The sequence below is a fragment of the Amycolatopsis sp. NPDC004625 genome, assembly GCF_040609695.1.
GTDB lineage: Bacteria > Actinomycetota > Actinomycetes > Mycobacteriales > Pseudonocardiaceae > Amycolatopsis.
Window position 1 is genome coordinate 1 of record NZ_JBEXKX010000054.1, and the last position, 24,056, is coordinate 24,056.

Consider the following 24,056-nt stretch of genomic DNA (forward strand, 5'->3'; position numbering starts at 1 on the left):
CGGGGTCTCGGTGCGTGCGGGGTTGCTGCTCTCCGCGCCGCTCGCGCCGTCTCTGGGGGATTTTTTCTTCTGCTTCATCTTCAAATTCATCACTACCCCCCCACGGCCGCGGCGGCCATGCCTCTCAGGATCGCCGGCGAGCGCGTTTCCGGCGGCGGGCCCGCCACAGCCGGGTGCTCGCCGAGCCGAGCTTGACGGCGAGGTCCAGGCAGGCGAGTGCCTGCGCCGCGATTTCGAGGTGGTCACGGATTCCCATGCCGGTCACATCCTTCGTTCGGGTAGCGATGTATCCGGAGTACGGGCAACGGGCGTTGTTCGGGGCGTTCGCCGAACGTTCGCCGAACGCGGCGCGCCGGCGGCCGGGCCGGGCGTTCGTTCGACGTTCGGCGGCGAACAGGCGAGGGCGGGATTGGTGAAGGGCAACAGACTCGACCCGGTGGACCCGAACGCCCCGCCCGCGATGCAGGAGCTCGCGCACGGGCTGCGCCGGGCCATGGCCGACGCCGGCTACACGGTGCTCGGGGTACTGGCCGAACACGCGCGACTGGCCAAGTCGACCGTTTCGAACGCCCTGAGCGGGAAGATCGTGCCGACCTGGCGCACGACCCAGATCCTCCTGAGGACCTGCGACGTCGAGCCGGACGCCGAGTGGTACCGGATCTGGCAAGCAGCGGAAGACGCCGGAAAGTCGCTGGGCGGCTCGGTCGCCGACGAACCGGAGCAGCGCGAAGCCGTCGTCGCCCGGCCGCCCGGGGCTTCGATCAGGCCGCCCACGGGCACCCTCCCGGCCCGGGTGCGGGGCCGGGACGCGATACTCGCCCACCTGACCGGGCTGGTGGCCGAGCCGAAGCCGATGTTGCAGGTCCTGCACGGTCTTGGCGGCTGCGGCAAGACGACCATCGCCCTGGAGACGGCCCGGCTGGCCCGGGAGGCCGACTGCCCGGTGTACTGGGTGTCGGCCGCCGAACGCGGTGGGCTCACGGCAGGCATGCGGGAGATCGCCCGGGAGCTGGGCGTCCCCGCCGACGAGCTGGAGCAGCCGTGGACGGGCCGGGCCGCCGTGATGGACCTGCTGTGGCGGCACCTCGATGCCGCGCGCCGGCCGTGGCTGCTCGTGGTCGACAACGCCGACGAGCCCGACATCCTGGCCGCGCCCGGCGCAAATCCCGGCGACGGGACGGGGTGGGTCCGGCCGAGCCGCTCCGGGACCACGCTGCTGACGTCCCGGGTCGGCAACCCGGAGGTCTGGGGCAGCCAGGCCGAGCGGCACCAGATCGGCGTGCTGGCCGACGAGGACGCCGCCGACGTCCTCGTCGATCTCGCCGGCCACGCCGGTGACCGGGCGCAGGCGCAGGCCCTCGCCGAACGGCTCGGCGGCCTGCCGCTGGCGCTGCGCTCGGCGGGGAGCTACCTCGGCCGCACCGCGCGCGGGGCGGGCCTGCTGCGCGGGCCGGCCCGCATCGCCACCTTCGCCGCCTACCGCCAGGCCCTCGGTGACATCGGCACGGACCTGCTCGACGAAGGCCTGCCGCGGCCGAGCGAAACCGACCGCCTCGAACGCCTGCACCGCGTGCTGATCAGCCGCACCTGGGAGATGAACCTCGATCTCCTCGACAGCCAGGGAATCACTCAAGCACGTCCGCTGATGCGGTTGATCTCCTGCTTCGCGCCGGCGCCGCTTCCCGCCGAGCTGCTGGTGCAGGACGAGCCGGGCGCGCCGTCGGTGGACGACCTCGAACGGGCGCTGGAGGCGCTCGTGGACCTCCTGCTGCTGGCGGTGCCGCGAAGCCAGGGGACGGACGCGGACGTCCTGGCCACCAGCTGCGTCGTCGTCGGCCACCGGCTGGTCCTGGAAGCCACCCGGAGCCGGCTGCTCAAACTGCCGCCGGCGGAGCAGCGAAGCACCTGGCGGGCGGCAGCGCGGCTGATCACCAAGGCGGCCGAGCCCGCGCCGGAGTCACCGGCGAACTGGAACTGGTGGCGGCTCGTCCTGCCGCACGTGGCCGCGCTGGTGGCCGTCGTGCCCGGCACGGACGAGGACCTGCTCGTGGAGGTGCTGCGGGCCGGGGTGCGCGGGTACGCGTACATGTCGTTTTCGGGCACCTTCGACGGCGCGACGGCCTACGGCGACCTCGTGCTGAACCGGGCCCTGGCGCTGCCGGAAAACCACCCGGTCCGGCTCGCGGCCCGCCACCGCGCCCTGCTCAGCGGGGCGGCTTCGAACGACCGGCTGGTGCGGGAGTTCACGGACATCCTGGCCCGGCAGGTGGCGGTGCTCGGCCCGGACGACCCCGACACCCTCATCACGGACCACCAGCTGGCGGGCGCCCTTTCGGAGACCCTGGGCAAGGCGGTGGGCCTGCGGGAGATGCGGAGGGTGGCGGCACGGCGTGCGGAACTCTTCGGTCCGGCGGACCCCTACACACTCGTGTCGCAGGGCGAACTCGTCTCCATCCTCTTCGCGCTGGATCGCGGGGACGAGGCCGAAGAGCTGCTGCGTGCGGTGGTGAACGACTGCCGGCGCCTGCTCGGCGAGCCGGACCACTACACGATCATGTGGACGGCCCGGCTGGCCCGGGCCCTCATCCGGCGTGGTGCCCCCGACGCCGACCTGGAACAGGTGCTGCAGGGGTACGACCGGCGGGCCACGCCGCCGGCCGCGCGGATCGAGGTCGCCGAGGTGATGGGCCTGCTCGGACGGCTGCCGGAGGCGGAACGCGAGTACCGCGAGATCCTCGGCCGGCTCCGGACGGCGGGGCTGGAGGGGACCGACCAGTTCCGGACGACCCTGCGGGCGCTCGCCAGGAACCTGATCGAGCAGGGCCGGGAAGCGGACGGCCTCGAACTGCACGCCCGAGCCGTCGAGGCATCCGGTGACCTCAAGTTCGCCCTGCGCTTCGACCACGCCGTGCTGCAGGGGGACACCGAGCGGACGGACGAGGCCGAGCAGGGGTTCCGCGCGCTGCTGGCGGAAGTCGCCGACGTGGCGGCCGAAGACCCCTGGTGGGAGCTCGAGATCCGCGAAAAGCTCACCTCGATGTTCCTGGGGCAGAACCGGAACGTCGCCGCGGAGCGGGAAGCGCGCATCGTCGTGGAGCAAAGCGAGCAGGCGTTCGGTTCGGCGCACTTGCGCACCCGCACGGCTCTCTGGAACCACGCCCGCTGCCTGGAACGGGTGAGCCGGCCCAGAGCGGCTCTCGACGTCTACCACGACTGCGTTCGCGCGGAATCGCAGGTGCTTCCCGCCGACGACCGCGACCTGCTCATCAGCCGGTCGAAGATCATCAGGCTGCAGGTCGAGCTGGCGGAAGTCGGCGCCGAACGGGCGCTGGCCGGCTTTTCCGCCCTGGCGTGGGGCGAAAAGCACGAGCTGCGCGAAAACCACCACCGGCAACTGGTGGTTGCCATCGCCCATGCCCACACGCGCGCCGGGAACCCGGAGGCGGCGGTGCGCTGCCTCGACGAGCTCGAGACTCGGTACCGCGAACGGGGTGCGACCGGCGCGGACTCGCTGCGCAAGTTGTTGTGGGCCTTCGTACTGCTGCTGGAAGACCTGGACCGCCCGGCGGAAGCGCTCGCCAAGTGCCGTGAGTACCAGGATCTCCTGGCGGCCCTTCCGGAACGCAAGGCGAGCAGCGAACTGCTCGCCGCCCGGCATGCCGCCGGGCTCCAGCTGCAGCTCGGGGAAATCTCCGACGAGGAGGGCGTCCGGCGGTACGAAGACCTGCTCGCGGGGTACCGCGACGAGTTCGGGCCGTTCGGGAACGCCGTGCTGCAGCTCCGGCGGCGCATCGCCCGGCTGCGGGGCGACGTCGAGCGCGCCGAGCGTGAACTGCGCGAGCTGGTCGGAACCTGCCGCGAGCGGCATGCGCCCGAGGACACCGTGAGCCGGGCGATGTCCTGGCACCTGACGGTCTTCCTGATGGAGCACGAGCGGTTCGAGGATGCGCTGGCCGTGCTCGAGGAGTGTCACGCCACCTGGCTGGCCACCCTGGAAGACGCCAAGCACGTGGACATCCTGCGGGCCAGGCAGCGTCTCATCCTGTGCCGGACGAAACTGGGGCTCCTCGACGCCGGTGCCGCGGCCGGCGAGTACCGGGAACTCCTGGCCGACCTGGTCGCCGCCGGTGCCGAAGTCGCCAAGACCGCCGACAAGGTGCGGGCGGCGTTGCGGGACCTGGACGAACAGCCGGCCGCCTGAGCGGCGGGGCGGGCCCGGACCGTGCCGGACCCGCCCCCCGGACTCAGCTGTGCGTGACCGCTCCGGACTTCGGGTCGAGCGTCACCTTCCGGGCCTTCGGCCACCAGAAGTCGAACATCCCGTTCAACGACCCCGCGCGCGCGTCGAACGACGAGTCGCCGATGCGGCCGGCGAACCAGTTGTCCTCGATGAACTTCAGCACCGAGGTCTGGTCCGTCAGCGTGTGGTCGACGTGGTTCACCTTGCTGAACGGCGAGACCACCAGCAGCGGCAGCCGCGGGCCGTAGCCGCAGCGGTCCGCGTACGCGCCCACCGTCGTCGCCTTGGCCGTGCAGACCGGCTGGTCCTGCGCGGCGTCGTGGGAACCGTTGAGGATCGGGGACTTCTGGTGGTCGTACCAGCCGTCCGAGTCGTCGTAGGCCAGCACGACCGCCGTCGAGCGCCAGTCGGGGGACTGCTGGATCTTGTTGATCTCGCTGACCACGAACTGCTGCTCGTCCAGCGGGTCCGAGTAGCCGGCGTGGCCGTCCTGGTACTCCGGGGCCTTCAGGAAGCTGACCGCGGGCATCGAGCCGGCCCGCAGCGCGTCGTCGAAGTCGCTGATGTCGTACTGGTGGTTCGCGCGGTCGGTCTGGCCGATCGCGTGCACCGACGACGGCGGCAGGTGCTTCGGGTTCGCCGTCGACGGGTAGTACTGGAACGGCTCGTGGTGCGGGCTGTAGTCGACGACCGCGTTGCCGCCCACGTTCGTGTGCTTCTGGCCGCACACCGCGTAGCCACCGGCCTCGCCGGTCGGGCGGAAGCCGCCCTGGAACCAGCCCCACGTCACGTGGCGCTGGTTGAGCAGGTCACCGACGTTGCGGCCGTGCATGGTGGCCAGGTTGTCCGTGCTCGTGTGGTTCTTGTCCGAGCAGTCGTCCCACGCCGGGTCCGGGTCGTTGATGACCGTGCCGACGCCGGTGGAGTCCGGCGACTGCACCGCGTAGGCGTCGCTGACCGGCTTGTGCGTCACCGGGTCGACCGCCTGGGCGCCGTGCGTCTGGCCCGAGATCAGGTTGAGCGCGCCCGGCGTCGACGGGCCGAAGACGGTGTTGAACGAGTTGTCGTTCATCGCGTAGTGCTGGGCGTAGTTCCACATGCCCGTGACGGTGTTGCCGTCGTAGTAGTCCATCACCAGGCCGGGCTCGCCGAACAGGATCGGCTGGCCGGTGCATTTGTCCGTCTCGGTCTTCTCGACGAACTTGTCCATCTTGCCGCCGTCGAACGCGGCCTGCTCGGCGCCGTAGTTGTGGTTCTGGTCGCAGGTCATCGCCTGCTCGTGCGTCAGCCGCTTCGGGTTGTACGCGTTCGGGTTGGCGGTCAGCAGCTTGTGGTCGAGGCCGTTGACCTTCGGGGTGCCGTGCGCGGCGGTGAACGGGGTGCCGTCGGTGCCGGCCGCGTCCGGGTAGGTGCCGAAGTAGTGGTCGAACGAGATGTTCTCGCCGAAGATCACCACGACGTGCTTGATCGGGGTCGCCGTGGGGATCCACTGCGCGGGGAACGGGTGCAGCGGCTGGGCTTCCGCGGTGCTCGCCGCGGAGCCGGTGACGACGGCCAGGACGGCCACCGAGGCGAAGGCCCCGGCGCCGAGCAGGCCACGCCGTCGCCGGCGGGTTCTGGTGTCCACTGTGGATTCCTTTCGTGGTGGGGCGGAGATGTTTCGAGAGCGGCTCAGGAGAGCAGGGATCGACCGAAGTGGTCGTCCGGGCCGGTGACGCCCGGCAGCGCGAAGAAGTAGCCGCCGCCGAACGGGGAGATGTAGTCGGTCAGGGGTTCGCCGGCCAGCCGCGTCTGGACCGCTTCGAACTGGCGCTCGAGGTCCTGCTGGTAGCAGACGAAGAGCAGGCCCATGTCCAGGTTGCCGTTGCTGTCGACGCCCCGGTCGTAGTTGACGGCGCGGCGCAGGATCCGGCTGGCGGCCGTCTCCGGCGTGCGCGGGTTGGCCTTCCGGATGTGGCTGGTCAGCGGGATGACGGTGCCGATGGGATCGTCGGCGTAGCGGGGGACGTCGGTCTCGGCGGTGCCGTCGAGCGGGGCGCCGGTGTCGCGGCGGCGGCCGAACATGTTCTCCTGTTCGGCCAGCGAAACCCGGTCCCAGAACTCCACCAGCATCCGGATCAGCCGGACCACCTGGTAACTGCCGCCGGCGGTCCACGCGGGTTCGCCGGTCGTCCACACCAGACTGTCCACTTCGGACCCGGTGGGGTTCGCGGTTCCGTCCTTGAAGCCCATCAGGTTCCGGGGCGTGCCCTCCGGCCGCGGCGGCGAGCTGAAGCCGTTGAGCTTCCAGCGCAGCTGCATCCCGCCCCGGGTGGCGCGGGTGATGTCCCGCAGCGCGTGCAGGACGGTGTCGGTGGAGTTGGCGGAGAGGACGAGGCTGAGGTCGCCGTGGCACTGGGCGGGGTCGAGGGCGTCGTCCGGGAACGTCGTCATCGGCTTCAGCTTGGCGGGCTTGAGCTTCGCGAGCCCGTACCGGTCGTCGAACAGGCTGGCGCCGACACCGAAGATGACACCGAGGTCGCCGCCGGGCACGACGGGCCCGAGCACCCCGGAATCGGCGGGCGGCGCGGTGATGCCGAGCGAGGCCGGGGCCCCGCCGGAGGTGAGGAACCGGGCCCGCTCGGTGACGGCGCGGAAGAGGTCGGCGAGCTCGGCTTTGGACGAGGCGACGGAGTCGAAGGAGGCGACGACGGTCTGGGTGGGCGGCTTGCGCAGGATGGCGGCCTGGTTCCTGCCGTGGAAGGGAACGGGCGAGGTGCTGTCGGTGACGGCGGAGGAGGCCCCGAGCCCGGCCCCGGCAGCAACGGTGAGACCGGCGCCCATGGCGGCCCGGCGGAGGAAGGAACGACGGGGGAGGCCGGTCACGAGGTCCTCCTCGGCTCGGCGATCGCCGCGATCGGGGCCAGCAGCTCCGTCAGCTCGCTCACGTCCGCGTTCAGCTTCTGGCGCTCCGGCCGGCTCAGCTCCGCCGGCCGGACCCACGTTCCGTCCGCTCGGTGCGCCGCGTCCAGCGCCGCCTGGGTCCGGTTCAGCCAGCTGTCCACCTTGGACAGGTCCGGGTACCTCGGCGCCAGCAGCGGCCGCAGCACCTCGAGCACCGCGCGGGTGCCGTCGAGGTTGGCTCGGGCCGTGGCCAGGTTCGTGCCGCTGCCGTAGTCGGTGCGGGCCGTCAGTTCGAACTGCAGCGTGTTCTCCATGATCTCGTGCGCGCGCAGGGCCAGGTCGTTTCCGTCGACCTGGCTGCTGCCGAAGGACGTCTGCAGCGCGTGGGCGTCGGTGTCGAGCTGGTCGGCGACCGCGGCGAGCGCGCCCAGGTCCTCGCCGTGCCACAGGCCCTGCTCCAGGCGGTGGAAGCCGGTGAAACCCGGGTCGGCCGGGCCGGCGGGGAGGCCGTCGGCCGTTCCGTTGAGGGCGCTGTCGGAGTCGCCGAACGCGTCGTACGCCGCTCCGAGCCGCTCGTACGTCAGGTGGGCCGTCAGCCAGGCCGCCTGGCTCGCCGCGCGGTCGCCGCCGTGGACCCGGTCCTTCAGCGCGCCCGTGTTCGCGACCAGCTCGGCGAGCCCCGTCGTGACGTGCTGCTGGTAGGCCTTGAGCGGGCCCAGGAGGTCGTCGCGCGTCACCGGGGCGACGCCCGGGCCGGTGCGCTCGGCGCCGCCGGTGACCTGCACGGCCGGGCCGACGATCGCCGCCGCGTCCTCGGGCAGGCAGCGGAACGCGTAGCTGCCGTTGCCCAGGTTGACCTGCAGCGGCCGGGTCGTCGCCGGGCCGAGGCCCTCGACCTCGCCGTAGACCACGCCGGTCGCCGGGTCGATCAGGTCGACCTCGGCGGTCACCGACCCGGTGTTGTGCAGGCGGAAGGTCTGCGGCCCGGCCTTCGGGTCCGCCCAGCCGGTGCCGCACGCCGAACGCGAGACCGCGATCTCGGGGTCGCCGGCGGCCGCGCTGTCCGGCAGGAACACCACGACGGCACCCGCCCCGGCCGCGAGCAGCACCACCGCGCCCACGATCCAGCGAGCACGTACTGACCCCGGCACACGCACTCTCCCGTCACTCGATCGGACCATCATCGGTCACGGATTATGCGAGCCTATCGCCCGGAAAACCGCATCGGATCCGATCGAAAGAGGGAAGTTCACCCGGACTTCAGCCGGCCGAACACGAAAGAGGGAGAATTCAGACGTAACACTGTGCCAGTTCTGTCTCGTTCGGGATGTTCGACCGGTTTGGCCAGGTCACGGCAGCGGGACGCCCGTCTCGAGCAGCGTCTTCAGGCTGGACAGCAGCGCGGGCCAGCCCTGGCTGCACATCGCCAGCGTCGTGCTGTCGTCGTCGAAACCGTCGTGCAGCACCGTCAGCTTCACCATTTCGCCCTGCGGTTCGAGGGTGAACGTCACTTTCGTCCGGCTTTCCCGCTGCAGTTTCTCGAGCGTTTCCGCGTCGATGTGGTTGGCATTCGCCCACTCGGCCGTGAAAGTGTGCCAGGTGTACGACAGCTTGCGACAGGGGTCCGATTCCAGGACCACCTGCTCGGGGTGTTCCGTTTTCGCGCCGCGCTCGGCCCAGGTCATCGGCGAGCCCGCGGTCCAGTCCGTTTCGAAGGAAACGCCCCAGTACTGGCGGGTGAAAGCCGGATCGGTAAGCGCTTGCCAGAGCTTTTCCGGTGTCGTGTTGATGTAGGTCGTGTAGGCGAATTCGTTCATCGGTGCGGACTCCAAAGCTCGTTTCAGGTCGGCCAGCGCGCCGGCCCGCCGCCGGTCGTAGCGGGTCATCCAGCGCTCGGCGATCGCGTTGATCGGCGCGGCGTCGAGGTGGTGCAGCTTCTCCCGGCCGCGCCAGGTGGTCGTGACCAAGCCCGCCGCTTCCAGTACGCCCAGGTGCTTGCTGACCGACTGGCGCGCCATGGCCAGCCCCGCGCACAGCTCGCGCAGGGTCTGCCCGTTGCGCTCGTTGAGCACGTCCAGCAGCTGACGGCGGCTGGGGTCGGCCAGCGCCTTGAACACCTCGTCCATCGCGCCTCTCCGAAAGACATGCAGCCATCCGGCTGCCTTTCACGATAGGCAGCCGCCTGGCTGCATGTCAACCGGGGGTCACCGGAAGCGGATCACCGTGATGCCGGCGAGGACGAAGAAGACGAGGAACACCAGCGTGCCGGTCTGCCCGCCGGACGAGCGGGTGATCACCTGGTCGACGGCGCCGGTCAGCCGCACGCCGCACTCGGCGACCACGGTGTGCCGCCCGGCCTCGATCCGGGTGAACTCGACCGGTGCGGTGAAGGCGCCCGAGCCGTCGGTGATGGCCGAGCCGACCTCGGTGCCGTCCGACATCAGCGTCACCATCCGGTCCGGCAGGCAGCCCTTCCCGGACGCCGAGAGCGTCTCGCCGGGCTTGATGCTCGGGCGGTCGAGCACCAGTTCGCCGGGTTTCGGCGGGGTGCTCGACGTCGTGGGCACGCCGGGCGTGTCCGGCGTGGTCGTGGTCGGCGGCGCGCTCGAAGTCGTGGCCGGCGGGGTGGTGGCCGGCGTCGTCGGGGTCGTGGTGGTGCCCGGCCGGGTCGGGCGCGTGGTCACCGGCGGGGGCGGGGTGGTCGTCGTCGGCGGCGGGGGTGTGGTGGTGGGGGTGCCGGTGACGACGAAGGTGCCGCTGGCGGTCTGCTTCTGGCTCGTGCAGGTCGCGGTCACGGTGTAGGAGCCCGGCTTCGCGTCGGCGGGGACGGTGGCGGGGAACTGCCCGCTGGTCGCCGGCGCCACCTTCGAGCCGATGCCGGTCCCGGCCCAGAAGAAATTGATGATCCGGCAGGCCGGGAAACCGTTCCAGGAAATGGTGAACGCACTCCCCGCCGGTCCGGTCGACGGTTTCAAACCAACCGACGGCGGAACCTGTGCGTTACCCGTGCCCACGGCCGCGAGCAGAAGCAACGTTCCGGCCACGGCGCCGAAAAACAGCCGAACCACGAATCGCATTGGGACGTCCCTCCCCGGTGTGTGCTCGCTGTAGCATTCCGGACCAGTCGGATAACGCAAGTAGGGGATGCCCAATGGGACGTGTCATCGCGGCGGGGGTTGCGTTGGGTTTGTGCGCGGTGCTGCTGGGTGCGCCGCCCGCCTCGGCGGAGTCCGGCTCGCTCCAGCTCCAGGTGTCGATCGACCGGCGCCCGATCGAGGACGCCACGGTCCCGGTCGACCCGGCGAACCAGGTCGAGCTGCAGGTCGTGGCGACCAACACCGGCACCGCGCCGGTGAAGGTCCGCAGCGTCCGGCTCTCGGGCGTCGCGCTGGCCCTGACGTTCTTCGCCTACGACACGACCGCGCCGTTCGAGGTGCCGGCGCGCGGCTCGGTGTCCCGGACGTTCGTGCTCGACCTCGGCGACCTGAGCGGCCAGGCGACCGGCCTGCTGCCATCGTCGGTCGAGCTGCTCGACGCCCAGCGCGGCACACTCGGCGAAGCGACGACGGTCGCCGACGTCCGCGGCTCCTTCTGGTCGGTCTACGGCGTCTTCGGCCTGGCGATGCTGGTGCTGACGGTGCTGGCCTGGCTGACCGCGCTGCTCGCGCTGGCCCGGCACCGGCTGGCGCCCAACCGCTGGCGCCGCGGCCTGCGGTTCCTGCCCGCCGGGTTCGGCACCGGCCTGGTCGCGGTGATCAGCCTGTCGGTGCTGCGGCTGGTCCCGCCCGAGCCGGCGGTCGAAATCCCGGTGGTGCTCGGCGCCGCGGCGATCGCGTTCCTGCTCGGCTACCTGACACCCCACCCGGCGGCACCGCCGGCGGTCGCGGAGAGTGACGCCACGGTCCGGTTGCCGCTGCCGTCCACGCAGGAATTCACCCGATGAGCGCACCGGCCGAGCTGGTCGCCGCCCTGCCGCAGTACGAGATCGGCGCGTCGATCGGCGAAGGCGGCATGGGAGTCGTGTTCGCCGGCGTGCACCGGACGCTCGGGCGCAGCGTCGCGATCAAGCAGCTGCCGTGGGACGTGCTCAACCACGCGGCGAGCAGCGAGCTGTTCGACCGCGAGGCGCGGGTGCTCGCCAGCCTGGACCACCCGCACATCGTCCCGGTGTACGACTACGTCCGCACCGGCCGCGAGCACCTGCTGGTGATGGAACGCCTCGACGGCGGCACGGTGCACAGCCGGTTCCACGGCGGCGGCGTCAGCGGCGAGCAGGCGTGTGCGATCGGGCTGGCGATGCTGGCCGGGCTGCACGCGGCGCACCGGGCGGGGGTGCTGCACCTCGACGTCAAGCCGCGGAACCTGCTGTTCAGCACGCAGGGCGTGGTGAAGGTGGCCGACTTCGGCATCGCCAGGGTGATCAGCGAGGGCGCGACCCTGGTGACGCACGGCGGCGAGATCCTGGGGACACCGGCGTACATCGCCCCGGAGCAGGCGATGGGCAACGCGCTGAGCCCGGCGGCGGACGTCTACGCGGCGGGCACGGTGCTGTACGAGCTGCTGTCGGGCCGCCTGCCGTTCGACAACACCCGCGGCGCGATCAGCATGATGCGCCAGCACATGTTCACCGACCCCCGCCCGATCGCGGGCGTGCCGACCCCGATCGCCGCGGTGGTGATGCGGAGCCTGGCCCGCGAGCTGGACGCGCGCTACCGGGAGGCGGAGTCGTTCGCGGCGGACCTGGCCGCGGCCGCGACGGCGGCGTACGGGCCGGGGTGGCTGGAGCGGTCGGGGGTGCCGGTGCTGCACCTGACACCGCGGGTGATCGCGGGCCTGAATTCGCCGACGGCACCGCCCGCGGAGGCCCGGACGCGGCCGGTGGCCCGCCCGGGCGCCACGCTGGTGGGGACGCCGGCGGAGGTGGCGGATCCGGGCCGGCCCGGCGGCGGGCCGGGGATGGCCGGCGCCGGGCGGGCCGGTGGTCAGGCCGGTCCGGGTGCGGACGCGGCGGGCGCCGGGTGGTCCGGCGGTGCCGGGCCGGGCGGCGAGGCGGCGGGCGCCGGGTGGTCCGGTGCTGCGCCGGGTGGTGAGGCGGCGGGGTCCGGGTGGCCGGGTGGCCCGGCCGATTCCGCGTCCGCTTCTCAGGCCGCGGTGCTCTGGCTGCGGCTGGCCGCCGCCGCGGCTGCGGTCGTCCTGGTCGTGCTCGCCCTGCTCAACCCCGCCCGGCTGCCGCACGATGCCCCGGCTGCGCTGAACCTCGGTGGGGCCTCCGTTGCCACCCCCGTCGAGGTCGATCTCAGCAAGCCGCTCACGCTCACCGGGCCCGGCAATCCCGGGCGCGTTGCGCTCGACCTGTCCGCCGCCGGGATTCCGCTCGGGTCCGCCGCCGCCGAGGCCAAGCCCGACGGGAACGGCTTCACCGCGCAGCTCACCCTGCCCGCCGTCGCCCGGTGGATCGTCGGGGGCGCCGTCACCGCCGATGTCCGCACCGGTTCCGTCACCCGGACGTTCACGCTGCTCACCAGCCAGCACCCGCTCGCCAGCGCCATGGGTGCGGGCAGCCTGATCCTGGCGTTGTTCGCCCTCGCCTACCTCGAGTCGGGGCTGCGCACGATCCGCAACGGCCACCGCTGGCGGGGTGCGGCCGTCGGCGGGCCCGTGCTGGGCGTCCTGTTCGGCGCCGCGGTGTGGCTGTGCGTGTCCGTGTTGCGGGTGCACGAGCCGTCGCCCGGGTTCGGGGCCGGGTGTGCCGTGGCGGGGGCCGTCGCGGCCGGGCTGGTCGTCGCGGCCGCGCGGCGGCGGGCGTCCACAGTGGTCAGTCGACCATCCGGACGGTGACGTGCGGGCTGTAGCTCTTGCGCCGGTTCCACCCCTGTTCGGCGCACAGGCTCAGCTGGATCGCGCGGTCGGCGGGCGCCCAGTAGCCGGTGCGGACGAAGTAACCCTCCATCGTGTTCAGCGCGCCGAGGGTCTTGCGGGCCGAGCACATCTCCCAGCCCCACTGCCGCCCGGACTTCTCGACGCCGTTGCGGCGCACGGAGATCCGCGGGTTCCCGACCGCGCGGATGTCCGCGTCACCCTCGGCGACGTAGACGACGCCGTCGATCTTGTAGAACCGGTTGTTGTCCAGCAGCGACACCTGCCCGGACACGGTGACGGCGACCCGCGCGCCTTCGACGCCGGTGAGCGTCCAATCGAGACAGAATTCCTGGACCGGGAGTTCCAGCGACTGGGTCATGGCGTGTTTCCCCTGTTCTAGCCGAGCGTCACCTACCGAAGATAAGGATTTCCCGGGCGCGGGGAAGGGGGTGGGCCGATCTTCACCCGAAGCGGTTGACGGTGCCGGATGCCTTGGGGTGCAGGGGTTTTCAGGCTCTTGGGTGACGGCTGGCACGGGCTGTGACGGCGCCGCGTCCGGGCGGGTGGTGTTCGGTGCACGGGTGGTTGGCCGTCACTTTGCGTGAGCTTAAGGTAAAGGAACCATTACCTTTGGCGGGACGTTGGGGTGGGCATGAGCGAGCCCACGGTCATCGAACTCGGGCCGCGCGACCTGCTCGTTGTCGCGGGGTTGCCCGGGGCGGGGAAGACGACGATGTTGCGTCGCGCCGTCGCCGGGGTGCCGGTGCTGGATTCGGACCAGGTGCGGGAGCGGTTGCGGGCGGTGGTGCCGGGGTTCCTGGCGTACCGGTGGTACCGGCCCGTGGTGCACGGTTGGCATCGGCTGCGGATCGTGCGGTGGGCGCTGGGGGTGGCGGGGCCGATCGTGGTTCACGAACCGTGTACGCGGGCGTCCACCCGGGCGCTGTTCGCGCTGGTGGGGGTGGTGAGCGGGCGGCCGGTTCGGTTGTTGTTCCTGGATGTGCCCGCTGGGGTGGCTCTCGCCGGGCAGGTTGCGCGGGGGAGGGTGGTTCGGGGGCGGGGTTTCGCCCGGCATGTTCGGCGGGTGGGGAAGTGGCGGGGGGCTTTGGCTGCCGGGCGGGTTCCGGTGGGGTGGTGCAGTGTCCGGGTTGTCGATCGGGGGTTGGCTGGGCGGGTTCGGATCGTCGCCCGGGCGGGGGCGGGAAAACCGGGTGCCTCCGCCGGCCCGAACGCTCGATTGTTCAACGGCCGTCAGGCCGCGTCAAGGCGGGAAAGCGTGCCTTGACCCGGCCTGACGGCCGCTGATGCCGCTGCGTATCGGGTCGGCTGGGGGGTGTGGCCGGTCGGGCTGAGGTTTGCTGGGCCGCTCCGGTTCTTCGGTGGTTGCGCGGGTTGGGTGCGGGGCTGAGTTCTGCTGGGCCGCTCCGGTTCTTCGGTGGTTGCGCGGGTTGGGTGCGGGGCTGAGTTCTGCTGGGCGGCGCGGGTTCTCCCGTGGTTGCACGGGTTGGGTGCGGGGCTGAGTTCTGCTGGCGGCGCCGGTTCTCCCGTGGTCGGCAGCGCGCGGGCGGGGCTGAGTTGCGTCCCGGGACCCACCTTTTGGTCTGGACAAATTACACATTGGTCCAGACAATTGAGTCCTCCCCTGGACTGGAGGACCCGATGAGGCGTTTCCGACTCTCCGCACTCCTCGCCGCGCTCGTGCTGGCGCTCTCTGCCCTCTCCGTCGGCCCTGCCGGGGCCGCCAACCTTCTGGTCAATCCCGGCTTCGAAGCCGGTTCGCTCTCCGGCTGGACCTGTGCCAACGGCTCGGCCGTCGGCACTCCCGTCCACTCCGGGGGGTTTGCCCTGGCCGGTACCCCCGTCGGTGCTGACTACGCTCAGTGCTCGCAGACCGTTTCCGTTCAGCCGAACACCACCTACTCGCTCTCCGCGTGGGTGCGGGGGAACCCCGTCTACCTCGGGATCTCCGGTGGGCCCTCGACCTGGTCCGGCAACGCCGGTGCCTACAACCAGCTCCAGCTCGCCTTCACCACCGCCGCGACCCAGACCTCCGCCCAGCTCTACCTCCACGGCTGGTACGGAGCCGGTACCTACTACGCCGACGACGTCGTCCTCGACGGCCCTGGCGGGAACACGCCCGGCACCCCGAGCGCTCCCGGCGCCCCGCAGATCGCGTCCGTCACCAGCAGCTCCATCGCCCTGAGCTGGGGCGGGAGCGCCGGGACCGTCACCGGGTACCGCGTCTACGAAGGCAGCACCGTCGTCGCCACGAGCAGCGGGACCAGTGCCACCGTCGGGGGCCTGGCCGCCTGTACCACCCACAGCTACACCGTCGCCGCCTACAACTCCGCCGGGGAGTCGGCGAAGAGCGCCGCCGCGACCGGGAGCACCTCCGGGTGCGTTGACACCGGCCTGCCCAAGCACGCCCTCGTCGGGTACCTGCACTCCAGTTTCGCCAACGGCTCCGGCTACGTGCGGATGGCCGATGTGCCCGCCGCCTGGGACATCATCGATCTCGCCTTCGGGGAACCGACCTCCGTCACCTCCGGCGACATCCGCTTCAATCGGTGCACCGCCGCCGAATGCCCGAACGTCGAGAGTGATGCCGACTTCGTCGCCGCGATCAAGGCGAAGCAGGCGCAGGGCAAGAAGGTCCTCATCTCCATCGGCGGGCAGAACGGCCAGGTCCAGCTGACCACCACCGCGGCCCGGGACAAGTTCGTCAGCTCCGTCTCCGCCATCATCGACAAGTGGGGCCTCAACGGCCTCGACGTCGACTTCGAGGGCCACTCGCTGTCGCTCAACGCCGGGGACACCGACTTCCGGAACCCGACCACGCCCGTCATCGTCAACCTGATCTCCGCGCTCAAGTCGCTCAAGGCCAAGTACGGCTCGGGGTTCGTCCTCACCATGGCGCCGGAGACGTTCTTCGTGCAGGTCGGCTACCAGTTCTACGGCGGCACCAGCGCCGGTGACGCGCGGACCGGCGCCTACCTGCCCGTCATCCACGCCCTGCGGGACTCGCTCACCGTGCTGCACGTCCAGGACTACAACTCCGGCCCCGTCATGGGGCTCGACAACCAGTACCACAACATGGGCGGCGCGGACTTCCACATCGCGATGACCGACATGCTCAAAGCCGGCTTCACCGTGGCGAACACCGGCCAGTTCTTCCCCGGCCTGCGGCCCGACCAGATCGCGATCGGCCTGCCCGCCGCGGTCAGCGCCGGCAACGGCTACACCTCGCCCGCCGATGTCCAGACCGCGGTGAACTGCCTGGTCAAGGGCAGTGGCTGCGGCTCGTACACGCTCCGCGGCGGGACGTCGCCGGCGCTGCGGGGCCTGATGACCTGGTCGATCAACTGGGACAAGTACTACAACTGGGAGTTCCAGAACAGCCACGAGCCGTTCCTGAACGCCCTGCCGTGACGCCGGGCGGTGTGCCCCGCTTCGGTGGGGCACACTGCCTGACGTGGTGAAACGCGATTCCGTGCTGACGCGTGTCGTCCGCATCTACGAGGCCTTCGGGCCGGACACCCCGGCGCTGCGCGTCACGGACATCGCGCACCGCGCCGGGCTGCACGTCGCCACGGCGTCCCGGCTCGTCGACGAGCTGGTCGGGCACGGCTGGCTGCACCGCGACCCCGACCGTCGGATCCGCGTGGGCGTCCGGCTCTGGGAACTCGCGTCGCGCGCGTCGCCGACGCTCGGGCTGCGTGAGGCCGCCATGCCGTTCATGGAGGACCTGCACGCCGTCGTCGGGCACCACACCCAGCTCGCCGTGCTGGAGGACCGCGAGGTGCTGTTCGTCGAGCGGCTCTCGGCGCCCGGCGCGGTCGTCAACGTGACGCGGGTCGCCGGGCGGCTGCCGCTGCACGCGTCGTCGTCCGGGCTCGTGCTGCTCGCCCACGCACCCGCCGACCTGCAGGAACAGGTCCTGTCCGGTCCGCTCGAGGCGTTCCGCCGCACGACGCTGACCGAGCCGGCGCGGCTGCGGCGGTTCCTCGCCGACGTCCGGCGCACCGGCTACGCCTTCTGCGCCGGGTTCATCGACGAGGAGACGACCGGGATCGCGGTACCGCTGCGGGGCCGCGGTGACACCGTCGTCGCGGCCCTGTCGGTGATCGTGCCCAACGACCGGAACGCGCGGATGCCGATCCCGGCGCTGCGGGCGGCGGCGCGCGGCATCTCGCGGACGCTCTCTCACTGAATGAGAATGCTCTGGTCGGCGCCGGGGTCGCCGGGGGATGCTCGGGGCTCGGTCGCGGGAAAGGACGTCGAAGTGCGCACCCAGGTCGTCATCGTCGGCGCCGGCCCGGCCGGGCTGCTGCTGTCCCACCTGCTCGGACTCGAAGGCATCGACTCGGTGCTGCTCGAACGGCAGACCGCGGAGTACGTCCAGGCCCGGATCCGCGCGGGCATCCTCGAGGCGGGCACGGTCGAGCTGCTGCGGCAGGTCGGCCTCGGCGAGCGGCTCGACGTCGAGGGCATGGAACACCGCGGCATCCACCTGCAGTCGCCGGGCGAGCGCCACCACGTCGACTTCACCGGCCTCATCGGACGGTCGGTGACCGTCTACGGGCAGACCGAGGTGACCAAGGACCTCATGGCCGCGCGGGAAAAGGCGGCCCGCCCGGTGTACTACTCCGCCGCCGACGTCACCCTGCACGACGTCACCGGGCAGCCGTACGTGACCTTTGTGGACGGTGACGGCAGGGCGCGGCGGATCGAGGCGGACGTCGTCGTCGGGTGCGACGGGTTCCACGGGCCGAGCCGGGAGTCCGTTCCGGCCCCGCGGGTCTGGGAACGGACGTACCCGTTCGCGTGGCTGGGGGTGCTGGCCGACGTCGCGCCGTCGACCGACGAGCTGATCTACGCCTGGCACCCGGACGGGTTCGCGATGCACAGCATGCGCTCGCCGCGGGTCAGCCGGTTCTACCTGCAGGTGGCGCCGGACGAGGACATCGCGCGGTGGAGCGACGACCGGATCTGGACGGCGCTGTCCGAACGGCTCGGCGTTCCCGGCTGGACCCTCGAAACGGGACCGATCACGGAGAAGAGCGTGCTGCCGATGCGCAGCTTCGTCGCCACGCCGATGCGGCACGGCAACCTCTACCTCGCCGGGGACGCGGCGCACATCGTGCCGCCGACCGGGGCGAAGGGCCTGAACCTGGCGGTGGCGGACGTTTCGCTGCTGGCTCGCGCCCTGACGGCGTCGTTCCGCGGGGACGACCGGCTCGTGGACGCGTATTCGGAGACGGCGCTGCGGCGGGTCTGGCGTTGCACGCACTTCTCGTGGTGGATGACGTCGATGCTGCACCGCCACGGCGACGACTTCGACGCCCAGCTGCAGCTGGCCCAGCTCCGCCGCACGGTGACGTCCGAGGCCGCGGCGACCGAGCTGGCGGAGAACTACGCGGGCTTGCCGCTGTAGCGGGCGGGAAGCCGGACGGTGAACGTCGACCCGGTGTCCACTTCGGACTCGACCGTCACCGTGCCGCCGTGGGCCTGCACGAGGTGGCGGACGATGGCCAGGCCCAGCCCGCTGCCGCCGGTCTGGCGGCTGCGGGACTTCTCGGCCCGCCAGAACCGATCGAACACGTGCGGCAGGTCCGCCGCCGCGATGCCGGTGCCCGTGTCGGCCACGGCGAGCGTCACATCGTCCACAGTGGACGACACGCGGATCGTCACCCGGCCACCCGGCGGGGTGTGCCGGATCGCGTTGGTCACCAGGTTGCCGACCACCTGCCGCAGCCGGACGGGATCGGCCTCCACCACGGTCTCGCCGTCGGCCGAGACGGTGAGCGTGACGCCGCCCGTGGCGGCCCGGTCGGCGTGCGCCGCGGCGACGTGGTGGGCCAGCTCGGCCGCGTCGAGCAGCTCGGGGTGCAGCCGCAGCTGCCCGGCGTCGGCGGCGGCGAGGTCCTGCAGGTCGTCGACGATGTGCTGCAGCAGCACGGTCTCCTCGAGCAGTGAAGCGGTCAGGGCGCGGTCGAACGGCAGGTGCCCGTCTTCGGCGGCCTCCAGCCGGCCGCGGATGACGTTGAGGGGGTTGCGCAGCTCGTGCGCGATGTCGCTGACCATCGCCTTGCGCTGCTCCTCGATGCGTTCCCGCCGCGCGGTGAGGTCGTTGAACGCGGCGGCGAGGTAACCGACCTCGTCCCGGGTCTTCACCGGCGCCGGACGATCCTGCTGCGCCGCCTCGGTCAGCGCCCGCAGCGGGCGCGAAAGCCGGGTCGCGACCAGCACGGTCAGCGCGACGGCCAGCAGCAGCACGCCGCCGGTCACCGCGAGGATCCGCGCCAGGTTCTCCCGGGACAGCGTGAACGTCGGCAGCTGCGAGCCGCCCGGGCCGAGCGTGAAGAGCAACGCGGGCGGCGCGACGTACGGTGTCAGCTGCTCGCGGCGGGCCGAGTCGAGGCAGCCCTGGGTGGGCCGCTGGTCGGGGACGCCGAGCACCTCCAGGTCGAGCCCGAGCTTGACGGCCTCGCCGCCCTGGCCCTGCAAGCAGCGGTTGACCGCGTCGTTCAGGCTGACGAGCGCGGCCTGCTCGGTGTCCGTGGGCTCGGCCAGCTCGTACAGCCCGCACTTGCTCGCGAAGTAGCGTGCCGACAGCGGGTCGAGCCCGGTGAGCTGCGGGCGCCCGCTCGGCGAGTCGCGCACCTGGCTCGGCAGGCCGACCACGGCGAGGCAGGCGGCGGCCTTCGTGGCCAGCGCGGTGAGCGTCTCGCGTTCGGACGGCGGCAGCTTGAACGGGCCGGCCGCGCGCGGGTCGATGCCGCTGGTCCCGGCCTCGGGCAGCAGCACCGGGTCCACGTGCAGCGGGTCGACCGACGCGGTCGCCTTGACCGGCAGGGTGACCGGCTCGCCGCCGGAGTCGCCCAGGACGCGGCGGTCGACGGTGGTCAGCACGATCCGCCGGCCCGTCTGCTCCGACAGCGTCCGCAGCCGGGGGCCGACCTGGCCCCACGTGTGGTTCACCGCGGCGAAGCCGAGCAGCTCGGTGTAGATCGTGGCGTCGCCGGAGAGCGCCTGGCCCTGCTCCTGCTGGATCGCCCGGGTGGTGGTCTGCACGGCGAGCCACGCGGTCGCGGCGATGGAGGCGAGCGCGATGAGCAGCGACACGGCGGTGAGCCGGACGACCAGGCTGCGCCGCCGGGGGAAGCTACGTGTCATTTTCCGCCGTCAGCTTGTAGCCGACACCGAAGACGGTCCGCAGGTAGACGGGCTTCTGCGGGTCCGGTTCGAGCTTCTTCCGCAGGTTGAGCACGTGGACGTCGATGATCCGGGTGCTGACGAACCGGTCGTCGCCGCGGGTCAGCTCCAGCAGCTGCCGTCGCGTGAACACCCGGCCGGGCTGCCGGATGAGGGTCTCCAGCAGCTGGAACTCCCCGGGCGTCGTCTCGACCGGGCGGCCGCCGACCGACACCTCGTGCCGCACCGGGTCGAGCCGCAGCTCACCGGCGCGCAACGCGGTGTCGGGCGGTTCGCGCCGGCCGGCGGTGCGCCGCAGCAGCGTCCGCACCCGCGCCATCAGCTCGCGCGGGCTGTAGGGCTTGGTCAGGTAGTCGTCGGCCCCGAGGTCGAGGCCGAGCAGCAGGTCGTCCTCGGTGGCGCGGGCGGTGAGCATCAGCACGGCGACATCGGACTCCCGCCGCAGGATCCGGCAGACGTCGAGCCCGTCGACGTTCGGCATCATGACGTCGAGAACCAGCAGGTCGGGCCGCTCCCGCCGGGCCGCGTCGAGGGCAGCCCGGCCATCCGGGGCGAGCACCACGGAGTGGCCTTCGCTTTCGAGGTAGAGCCGGAGGACTTCAGCCTGCTTCTCATCGTCCTCGGCGACCAGTACACGTGCGCACACGGCACCGAGGTTAGGCGTCCTGACACGGTGGTCACCCGATCCTGACCGGATCTTCACACCTCCGGGCCGCCGGCCCAGCCCCGGACGGCATGTCGGAGGCGTCCCCGAGCCGTACCGCAGGCCACCGACCACCAGCCGGGCGGAGCGGACCGAGTCGTCGCCCACCATGCCCAGGCGTGGCGGTGTGCCCACCGCCGGGCCGGCCTGAACCGGAACGGCGTGCCGGCCCGGCGACCCCCGGCGTGAACCGGGCCGAAAACGAACCGGGCCGGGAGCACTGTGCTCCCGGCCCGGTCGCTCATCAGGTCAAACTCGAACAGGGTCTTGCGTCAGGATCCTTCGCCGCGCCGGGTACCCAGCGCACGTTTGCGAACGACGCCTGGAACTTCCCGTCCGTGTACACCAGGAACGGCGTGTTGATGTGCTCGAAGTCCAGCCCGTTGTTGAAGCAGGACACCGGGATCTTCACCGTCGTCTTCGCGCCGCCCGCCAGGTCGGTGAACAGCTTGGTCGCGTTCACCTCGGAGAAGCACGGGTACACGCAGTGCATGCTGATCACCGTCCGGTTGGCCGGGGCCTGCTGCACGATCGTGTCGAACTCCAGCGCCGCGTCCGCGTTCAGGTAGCCGCGCAGGTCGTTCGTGCCCGCCGTGTTCTGCATGTACAGCTGGGCCGCGCCCGCTCCCGTCCACGTCGTCTTGAGGCCGTCGCCCTGGACGTTGACGTCCGTCGGGACGACGTTGATCTCGCTGTGCGACGCCGTGCCGTCCGGGCCGATCACCGTGCCGCCCCAGTTCTCCGCCGAGCCGATCTGGCTCGTGTACGGCGGGACGTCGGTGCGGTCGAAGATCGACAGGTCCTCGGTCGCCGTCCCGCCGCCGCCGGTCGAGCCGCACGCCGCCGGGCCGGGCGTCTCGTCCAGAACGCCGACCGTGGCGCGCTGGCCGGTCTTCAGGCCGTAACCCAGCTTGAACAGCGGGTCGTAGTCCGGCGACCACGGGTTGAGCGGCGACTGGCACGCGCTCTTCGGCCACGAGTACGACAGCGTGCCCTGGTAGCCGTTGCCGTCCTTGCCCTTGACCAGCATGTCCGCCACGCCGCCGCCCTCGGTGCCGGGCAGCCAGGCCGCCACGAAAGCGTCGGAGCGGTTGATCTCCTTGTTCATGTACAGCGGGCGGCCGCCGACGTACACCGTGACGACCGGGGTGCCCTTGCCGCTGACCTTGTCCAGCACGGCCAGGTCCTCGGGGTAGAGCTTCGACGCCTCGAGGGTCTTGCGGGTCAGGTCGCCGACGCCCTCGGCGTACGGCGTCTCGCCGATGACGGCGATGACCGCGTCGAAGCCCTTCGGGTCGACGGTGCCGGTGGCGTCGAAGGTGACGTTCGCGTCGCCGAGGTCCTGCTTGATGCCGGTCAGGATCGAGGTGGCGTTGGGGAAGTCGGCGTTCGTGTTGCCGGTGCCCTGCCAGCTGAGCGTCCAGCCGCCGGTCTGGTTCTGGATGTTGTCGGCGCTCTTGCCGACGACCAGGACCTTCGAAGACGGCTTCAGCGGCAGCACGTTGCCGTTGTTCTTCAGCAGCGTCTGCGACTCGCGCGCGGCGTCGCGGGCCAGCCAGTTGTCCTTCAGCGCCTCGTCGGAGTTGGCGTAGGAGCGGTCGGACGGCTTCTGCGACTCGAACAGGCCGTCGCGGATCTTCACGCGCAGGATGCGCGTGACGGCGTCGTCGATGCGCGACATCGGGATCTGTCCGCTCTGGACCTGGGCGATCGTGTTGGTGATGAACGCCTTCCAGTCGGCGGGCACCATCACGATGTCGATGCCGGCGTTGATCGCCTGCGGGCACGAGGAGTTCGTGCAGCCGGTGACCTGGCCGATGCCGTTCCAGTCGGACACGACCAGGCCGTCGAAGCCCATCTTGCCCTTGAGGATCTGGTTGAGCGCCTTGTCGCTGCCGTGCAGCTTGCCCTCGTTGATGCCGAGGTCGGCGTTGGTCCAGCTGTTGAACGACACCATGACGGTCTGGGTGCCGGCGGCGAGCGCGCCGTAGTAGCCCTGGCCGTGGATGTTGATCATGTCCGCTTCGGACGAGGGGTTGACGCCCTGGTCCTGGCCCTTGATCGTGCCGCCGTCACCGATGAAGTGCTTGGCGGTGGCGATGACGCCGTTGTAGCCGATGCGCTTGGTGGCGCCGTCCTGGAGGCCGTCGATGGCCTCGAAGCCGTAGGAACGCGTGATGCGCGGGTCCTCGGAGAAGCCTTCGTAGGTGCGGCCCCAGCGGTCGTCCTGCACGACGGCGAGGGTGGGCGAGAAGGCCCAGTCCTGGCCGGTGGCGCGGATCTGCCGCGCGGTCGCGCCGGCGACGTCGCGGACGAGGCACGGGTCGTGCGCGGCGCCGAGGCCGATGTTGTGCGGGAAGACGGTGGCGCCGTAGACGTTGTTGTTGCCGTGCACCGCGTCGATGCCCCAGATGACGGGGATCTTGGTGCGGCTGGTCTTCGAGGCGTTCCAGTAGGCGTCGGCGAGGTTCAGCCAGTCCTGCTGGGTGGCGTGCTTGTTGCCGCCGGGCCACGCGCCGCCGCCGTTGAGGACGGAGCCGATGGCGTACTGCTTGACCTCGTCGGGGGTGATCGAGGTGATCTCGGGCTGCGTCATCTGCCCGACTTTTTCCTCCAGCGTCATGCCCGCGAGGATCTGGGCGATGCGCGCCTCGTCATCGGCCTTGCCCTTGAACCGGCTGTCGACCTTCGGCCAGTCCGCGAGGGTCGGCAGGGTCTTCTCGATCTTGGCGCAGCCGTTCGCGTCCTTGGCGGGCTGCCCGATGACGGGCTGTGCCGGGGCATCGGCTTGGGCCGGCGTGGCTTGCGCCGCGGCCCCCAGCAGGCTGAGGCTCATCAGGGTGACGAGCGAACTTCGGCGCGCACGTGACCACGCGCGGGATCTTCTGGCCATGGTCTGGTCCATTCTGCGATGAACGGCGGACCGGCCGATCCTCACCGCGGCGCGGGGGCGCCGTCAATAGGTTTCGGGGTAGTTATTTCTCGACATAAAATAAGAGTCGTCCGGCGACCTGGTGACGTGGTGTTCTGTCTAGCTCCCCGGGTTCGGCGGGGCAAGGGTGCTTGCGGGCAGGGGTTCTGCCCGTTCGTCAGGGGTGCCGGAGGAGCTCGGCGAGGGGATGCCCGGTCGGTTCGAGTTCGATCAGCGGCCGTTCG

The 24,056-nt window shown here is 71.4% G+C and carries 18 protein-coding genes; 8 read left to right on the forward strand and 10 right to left on the reverse strand.

What is annotated here, in order from left to right; all coding sequences use genetic code 11:
- Positions 1-124 precede the first annotated feature (124 nt).
- The gene (locus tag ABZW17_RS39475) at positions 125-256 is read right to left on the reverse strand and encodes a hypothetical protein (RefSeq protein ID WP_354825846.1); all 132 of its coding nucleotides are present in this window, start codon (positions 254-256) and stop codon (positions 125-127) included.
- Between the two features lie 156 nt (positions 257-412).
- On the opposite strand from ABZW17_RS39475, the gene ABZW17_RS39480 reads away from it, so the two are divergent.
- The gene (locus tag ABZW17_RS39480) at positions 413-4,201 is read left to right on the forward strand and encodes an AAA family ATPase (RefSeq protein ID WP_354825849.1); all 3,789 of its coding nucleotides are present in this window, start codon (positions 413-415) and stop codon (positions 4,199-4,201) included.
- A 43-nt stretch (positions 4,202-4,244) separates the two neighbouring features.
- On the opposite strand, the gene ABZW17_RS39485 is transcribed toward ABZW17_RS39480, so the two are convergent.
- From ABZW17_RS39485 to ABZW17_RS39505, 5 genes are all read right to left on the reverse strand, one after another.
- The gene (locus tag ABZW17_RS39485) at positions 4,245-5,867 is read right to left on the reverse strand and encodes an alkaline phosphatase family protein (protein WP_354825851.1); all 1,623 of its coding nucleotides are present in this window, start codon (positions 5,865-5,867) and stop codon (positions 4,245-4,247) included.
- Positions 5,868-5,911: 44 nt separating this feature from the next.
- Complete coding sequence (locus ABZW17_RS39490; protein ID WP_354825853.1) at positions 5,912-7,105, reverse strand: Dyp-type peroxidase; 1,194 nt, start codon at positions 7,103-7,105, stop codon at positions 5,912-5,914.
- On the reverse strand, positions 7,102-8,304 hold the full coding sequence (locus tag ABZW17_RS39495; protein ID WP_354825961.1) for an EfeM/EfeO family lipoprotein: 1,203 nt from the start codon (positions 8,302-8,304) through the stop codon (positions 7,102-7,104). Before ABZW17_RS39495 ends, ABZW17_RS39490 begins: the two co-directional genes overlap by 4 nt.
- Positions 8,305-8,472: 168 nt before the next feature.
- On the reverse strand, positions 8,473-9,249 hold the full coding sequence (locus ABZW17_RS39500; protein ID WP_354825856.1) for a metalloregulator ArsR/SmtB family transcription factor: 777 nt from the start codon (positions 9,247-9,249) through the stop codon (positions 8,473-8,475).
- A gap of 78 nt (positions 9,250-9,327) precedes the next feature.
- Positions 9,328-9,690, reverse strand: coding sequence for a hypothetical protein (locus tag ABZW17_RS39505; RefSeq protein ID WP_354825859.1), 363 nt, complete (start codon positions 9,688-9,690; stop codon positions 9,328-9,330).
- Here ABZW17_RS39505 and ABZW17_RS39510 point away from each other — a divergent pair.
- From ABZW17_RS39510 to ABZW17_RS39520, 3 genes are all read left to right on the forward strand, one after another.
- Positions 9,671-9,925 carry a hypothetical protein gene (locus tag ABZW17_RS39510; RefSeq protein WP_354825862.1) on the forward strand — a complete coding sequence of 85 codons (255 nt, stop codon included), beginning with the start codon at positions 9,671-9,673 and terminating at the stop codon, positions 9,923-9,925. The two genes, ABZW17_RS39505 and ABZW17_RS39510, sit on opposite strands and share 20 nt — an antisense overlap.
- Before the next feature lie 349 nt (positions 9,926-10,274).
- On the forward strand, positions 10,275-11,066 hold the full coding sequence (locus ABZW17_RS39515) for a hypothetical protein (protein WP_354825864.1): 792 nt from the start codon (positions 10,275-10,277) through the stop codon (positions 11,064-11,066).
- Positions 11,063-12,961, forward strand: a complete 1,899-nt coding sequence (locus ABZW17_RS39520; RefSeq protein ID WP_354825867.1) for a serine/threonine-protein kinase — start codon at positions 11,063-11,065, stop codon at positions 12,959-12,961. The genes ABZW17_RS39515 and ABZW17_RS39520 overlap by 4 nt, the downstream gene beginning before the upstream one ends.
- On the opposite strand, the gene ABZW17_RS39525 is transcribed toward ABZW17_RS39520, so the two are convergent.
- A complete protein-coding gene (locus tag ABZW17_RS39525; protein WP_354825870.1) occupies positions 12,939-13,361 on the reverse strand; it encodes a hypothetical protein in 423 nt (140 codons plus the stop codon). The two genes, ABZW17_RS39520 and ABZW17_RS39525, sit on opposite strands and share 23 nt — an antisense overlap.
- Before the next feature lie 273 nt (positions 13,362-13,634).
- Here ABZW17_RS39525 and ABZW17_RS39530 point away from each other — a divergent pair, with 273 nt between their 5' ends.
- The 4 genes from ABZW17_RS39530 to ABZW17_RS39545 all read left to right on the forward strand — a co-directional run bounded on the left by ABZW17_RS39530 (position 13,635) and on the right by ABZW17_RS39545 (position 18,416).
- Positions 13,635-14,267 (forward strand): AAA family ATPase, encoded by a 633-nt coding sequence (locus ABZW17_RS39530; RefSeq protein ID WP_354825873.1) that lies wholly within the window; start codon positions 13,635-13,637, stop codon positions 14,265-14,267.
- A 374-nt stretch (positions 14,268-14,641) separates the two neighbouring features.
- Positions 14,642-16,411 carry a glycoside hydrolase family 18 protein gene (locus tag ABZW17_RS39535; protein WP_354825876.1) on the forward strand — a complete coding sequence of 590 codons (1,770 nt, stop codon included), beginning with the start codon at positions 14,642-14,644 and terminating at the stop codon, positions 16,409-16,411.
- Positions 16,412-16,457: 46 nt separating this feature from the next.
- The gene (locus ABZW17_RS39540) at positions 16,458-17,192 is read left to right on the forward strand and encodes an IclR family transcriptional regulator (protein ID WP_354825964.1); all 735 of its coding nucleotides are present in this window, start codon (positions 16,458-16,460) and stop codon (positions 17,190-17,192) included.
- Positions 17,193-17,264: 72 nt separating this feature from the next.
- Positions 17,265-18,416 (forward strand): 4-hydroxybenzoate 3-monooxygenase, encoded by a 1,152-nt coding sequence (locus ABZW17_RS39545; RefSeq protein ID WP_354825877.1) that lies wholly within the window; start codon positions 17,265-17,267, stop codon positions 18,414-18,416.
- Here ABZW17_RS39545 and ABZW17_RS39550 read toward each other — a convergent pair.
- The 3 genes from ABZW17_RS39550 to ABZW17_RS39560 form a co-directional block, all read right to left on the reverse strand.
- Positions 18,395-20,158: a HAMP domain-containing sensor histidine kinase gene (locus tag ABZW17_RS39550; protein WP_354825879.1), complete on the reverse strand. Its 1,764-nt coding sequence runs from the start codon at positions 20,156-20,158 to the stop codon at positions 18,395-18,397. The genes ABZW17_RS39545 and ABZW17_RS39550 overlap by 22 nt on opposite strands.
- Positions 20,148-20,843, reverse strand: a complete 696-nt coding sequence (locus tag ABZW17_RS39555) for a response regulator transcription factor (RefSeq protein ID WP_354825881.1) — start codon at positions 20,841-20,843, stop codon at positions 20,148-20,150. Before ABZW17_RS39555 ends, ABZW17_RS39550 begins: the two co-directional genes overlap by 11 nt.
- 301 nt (positions 20,844-21,144) lie before the next feature.
- On the reverse strand, positions 21,145-23,736 hold the full coding sequence (locus tag ABZW17_RS39560) for an exo 1,3/1,4-beta-D-glucan glucohydrolase (RefSeq protein WP_354825884.1): 2,592 nt from the start codon (positions 23,734-23,736) through the stop codon (positions 21,145-21,147).
- Positions 23,737-24,056 lie beyond the last annotated feature (320 nt).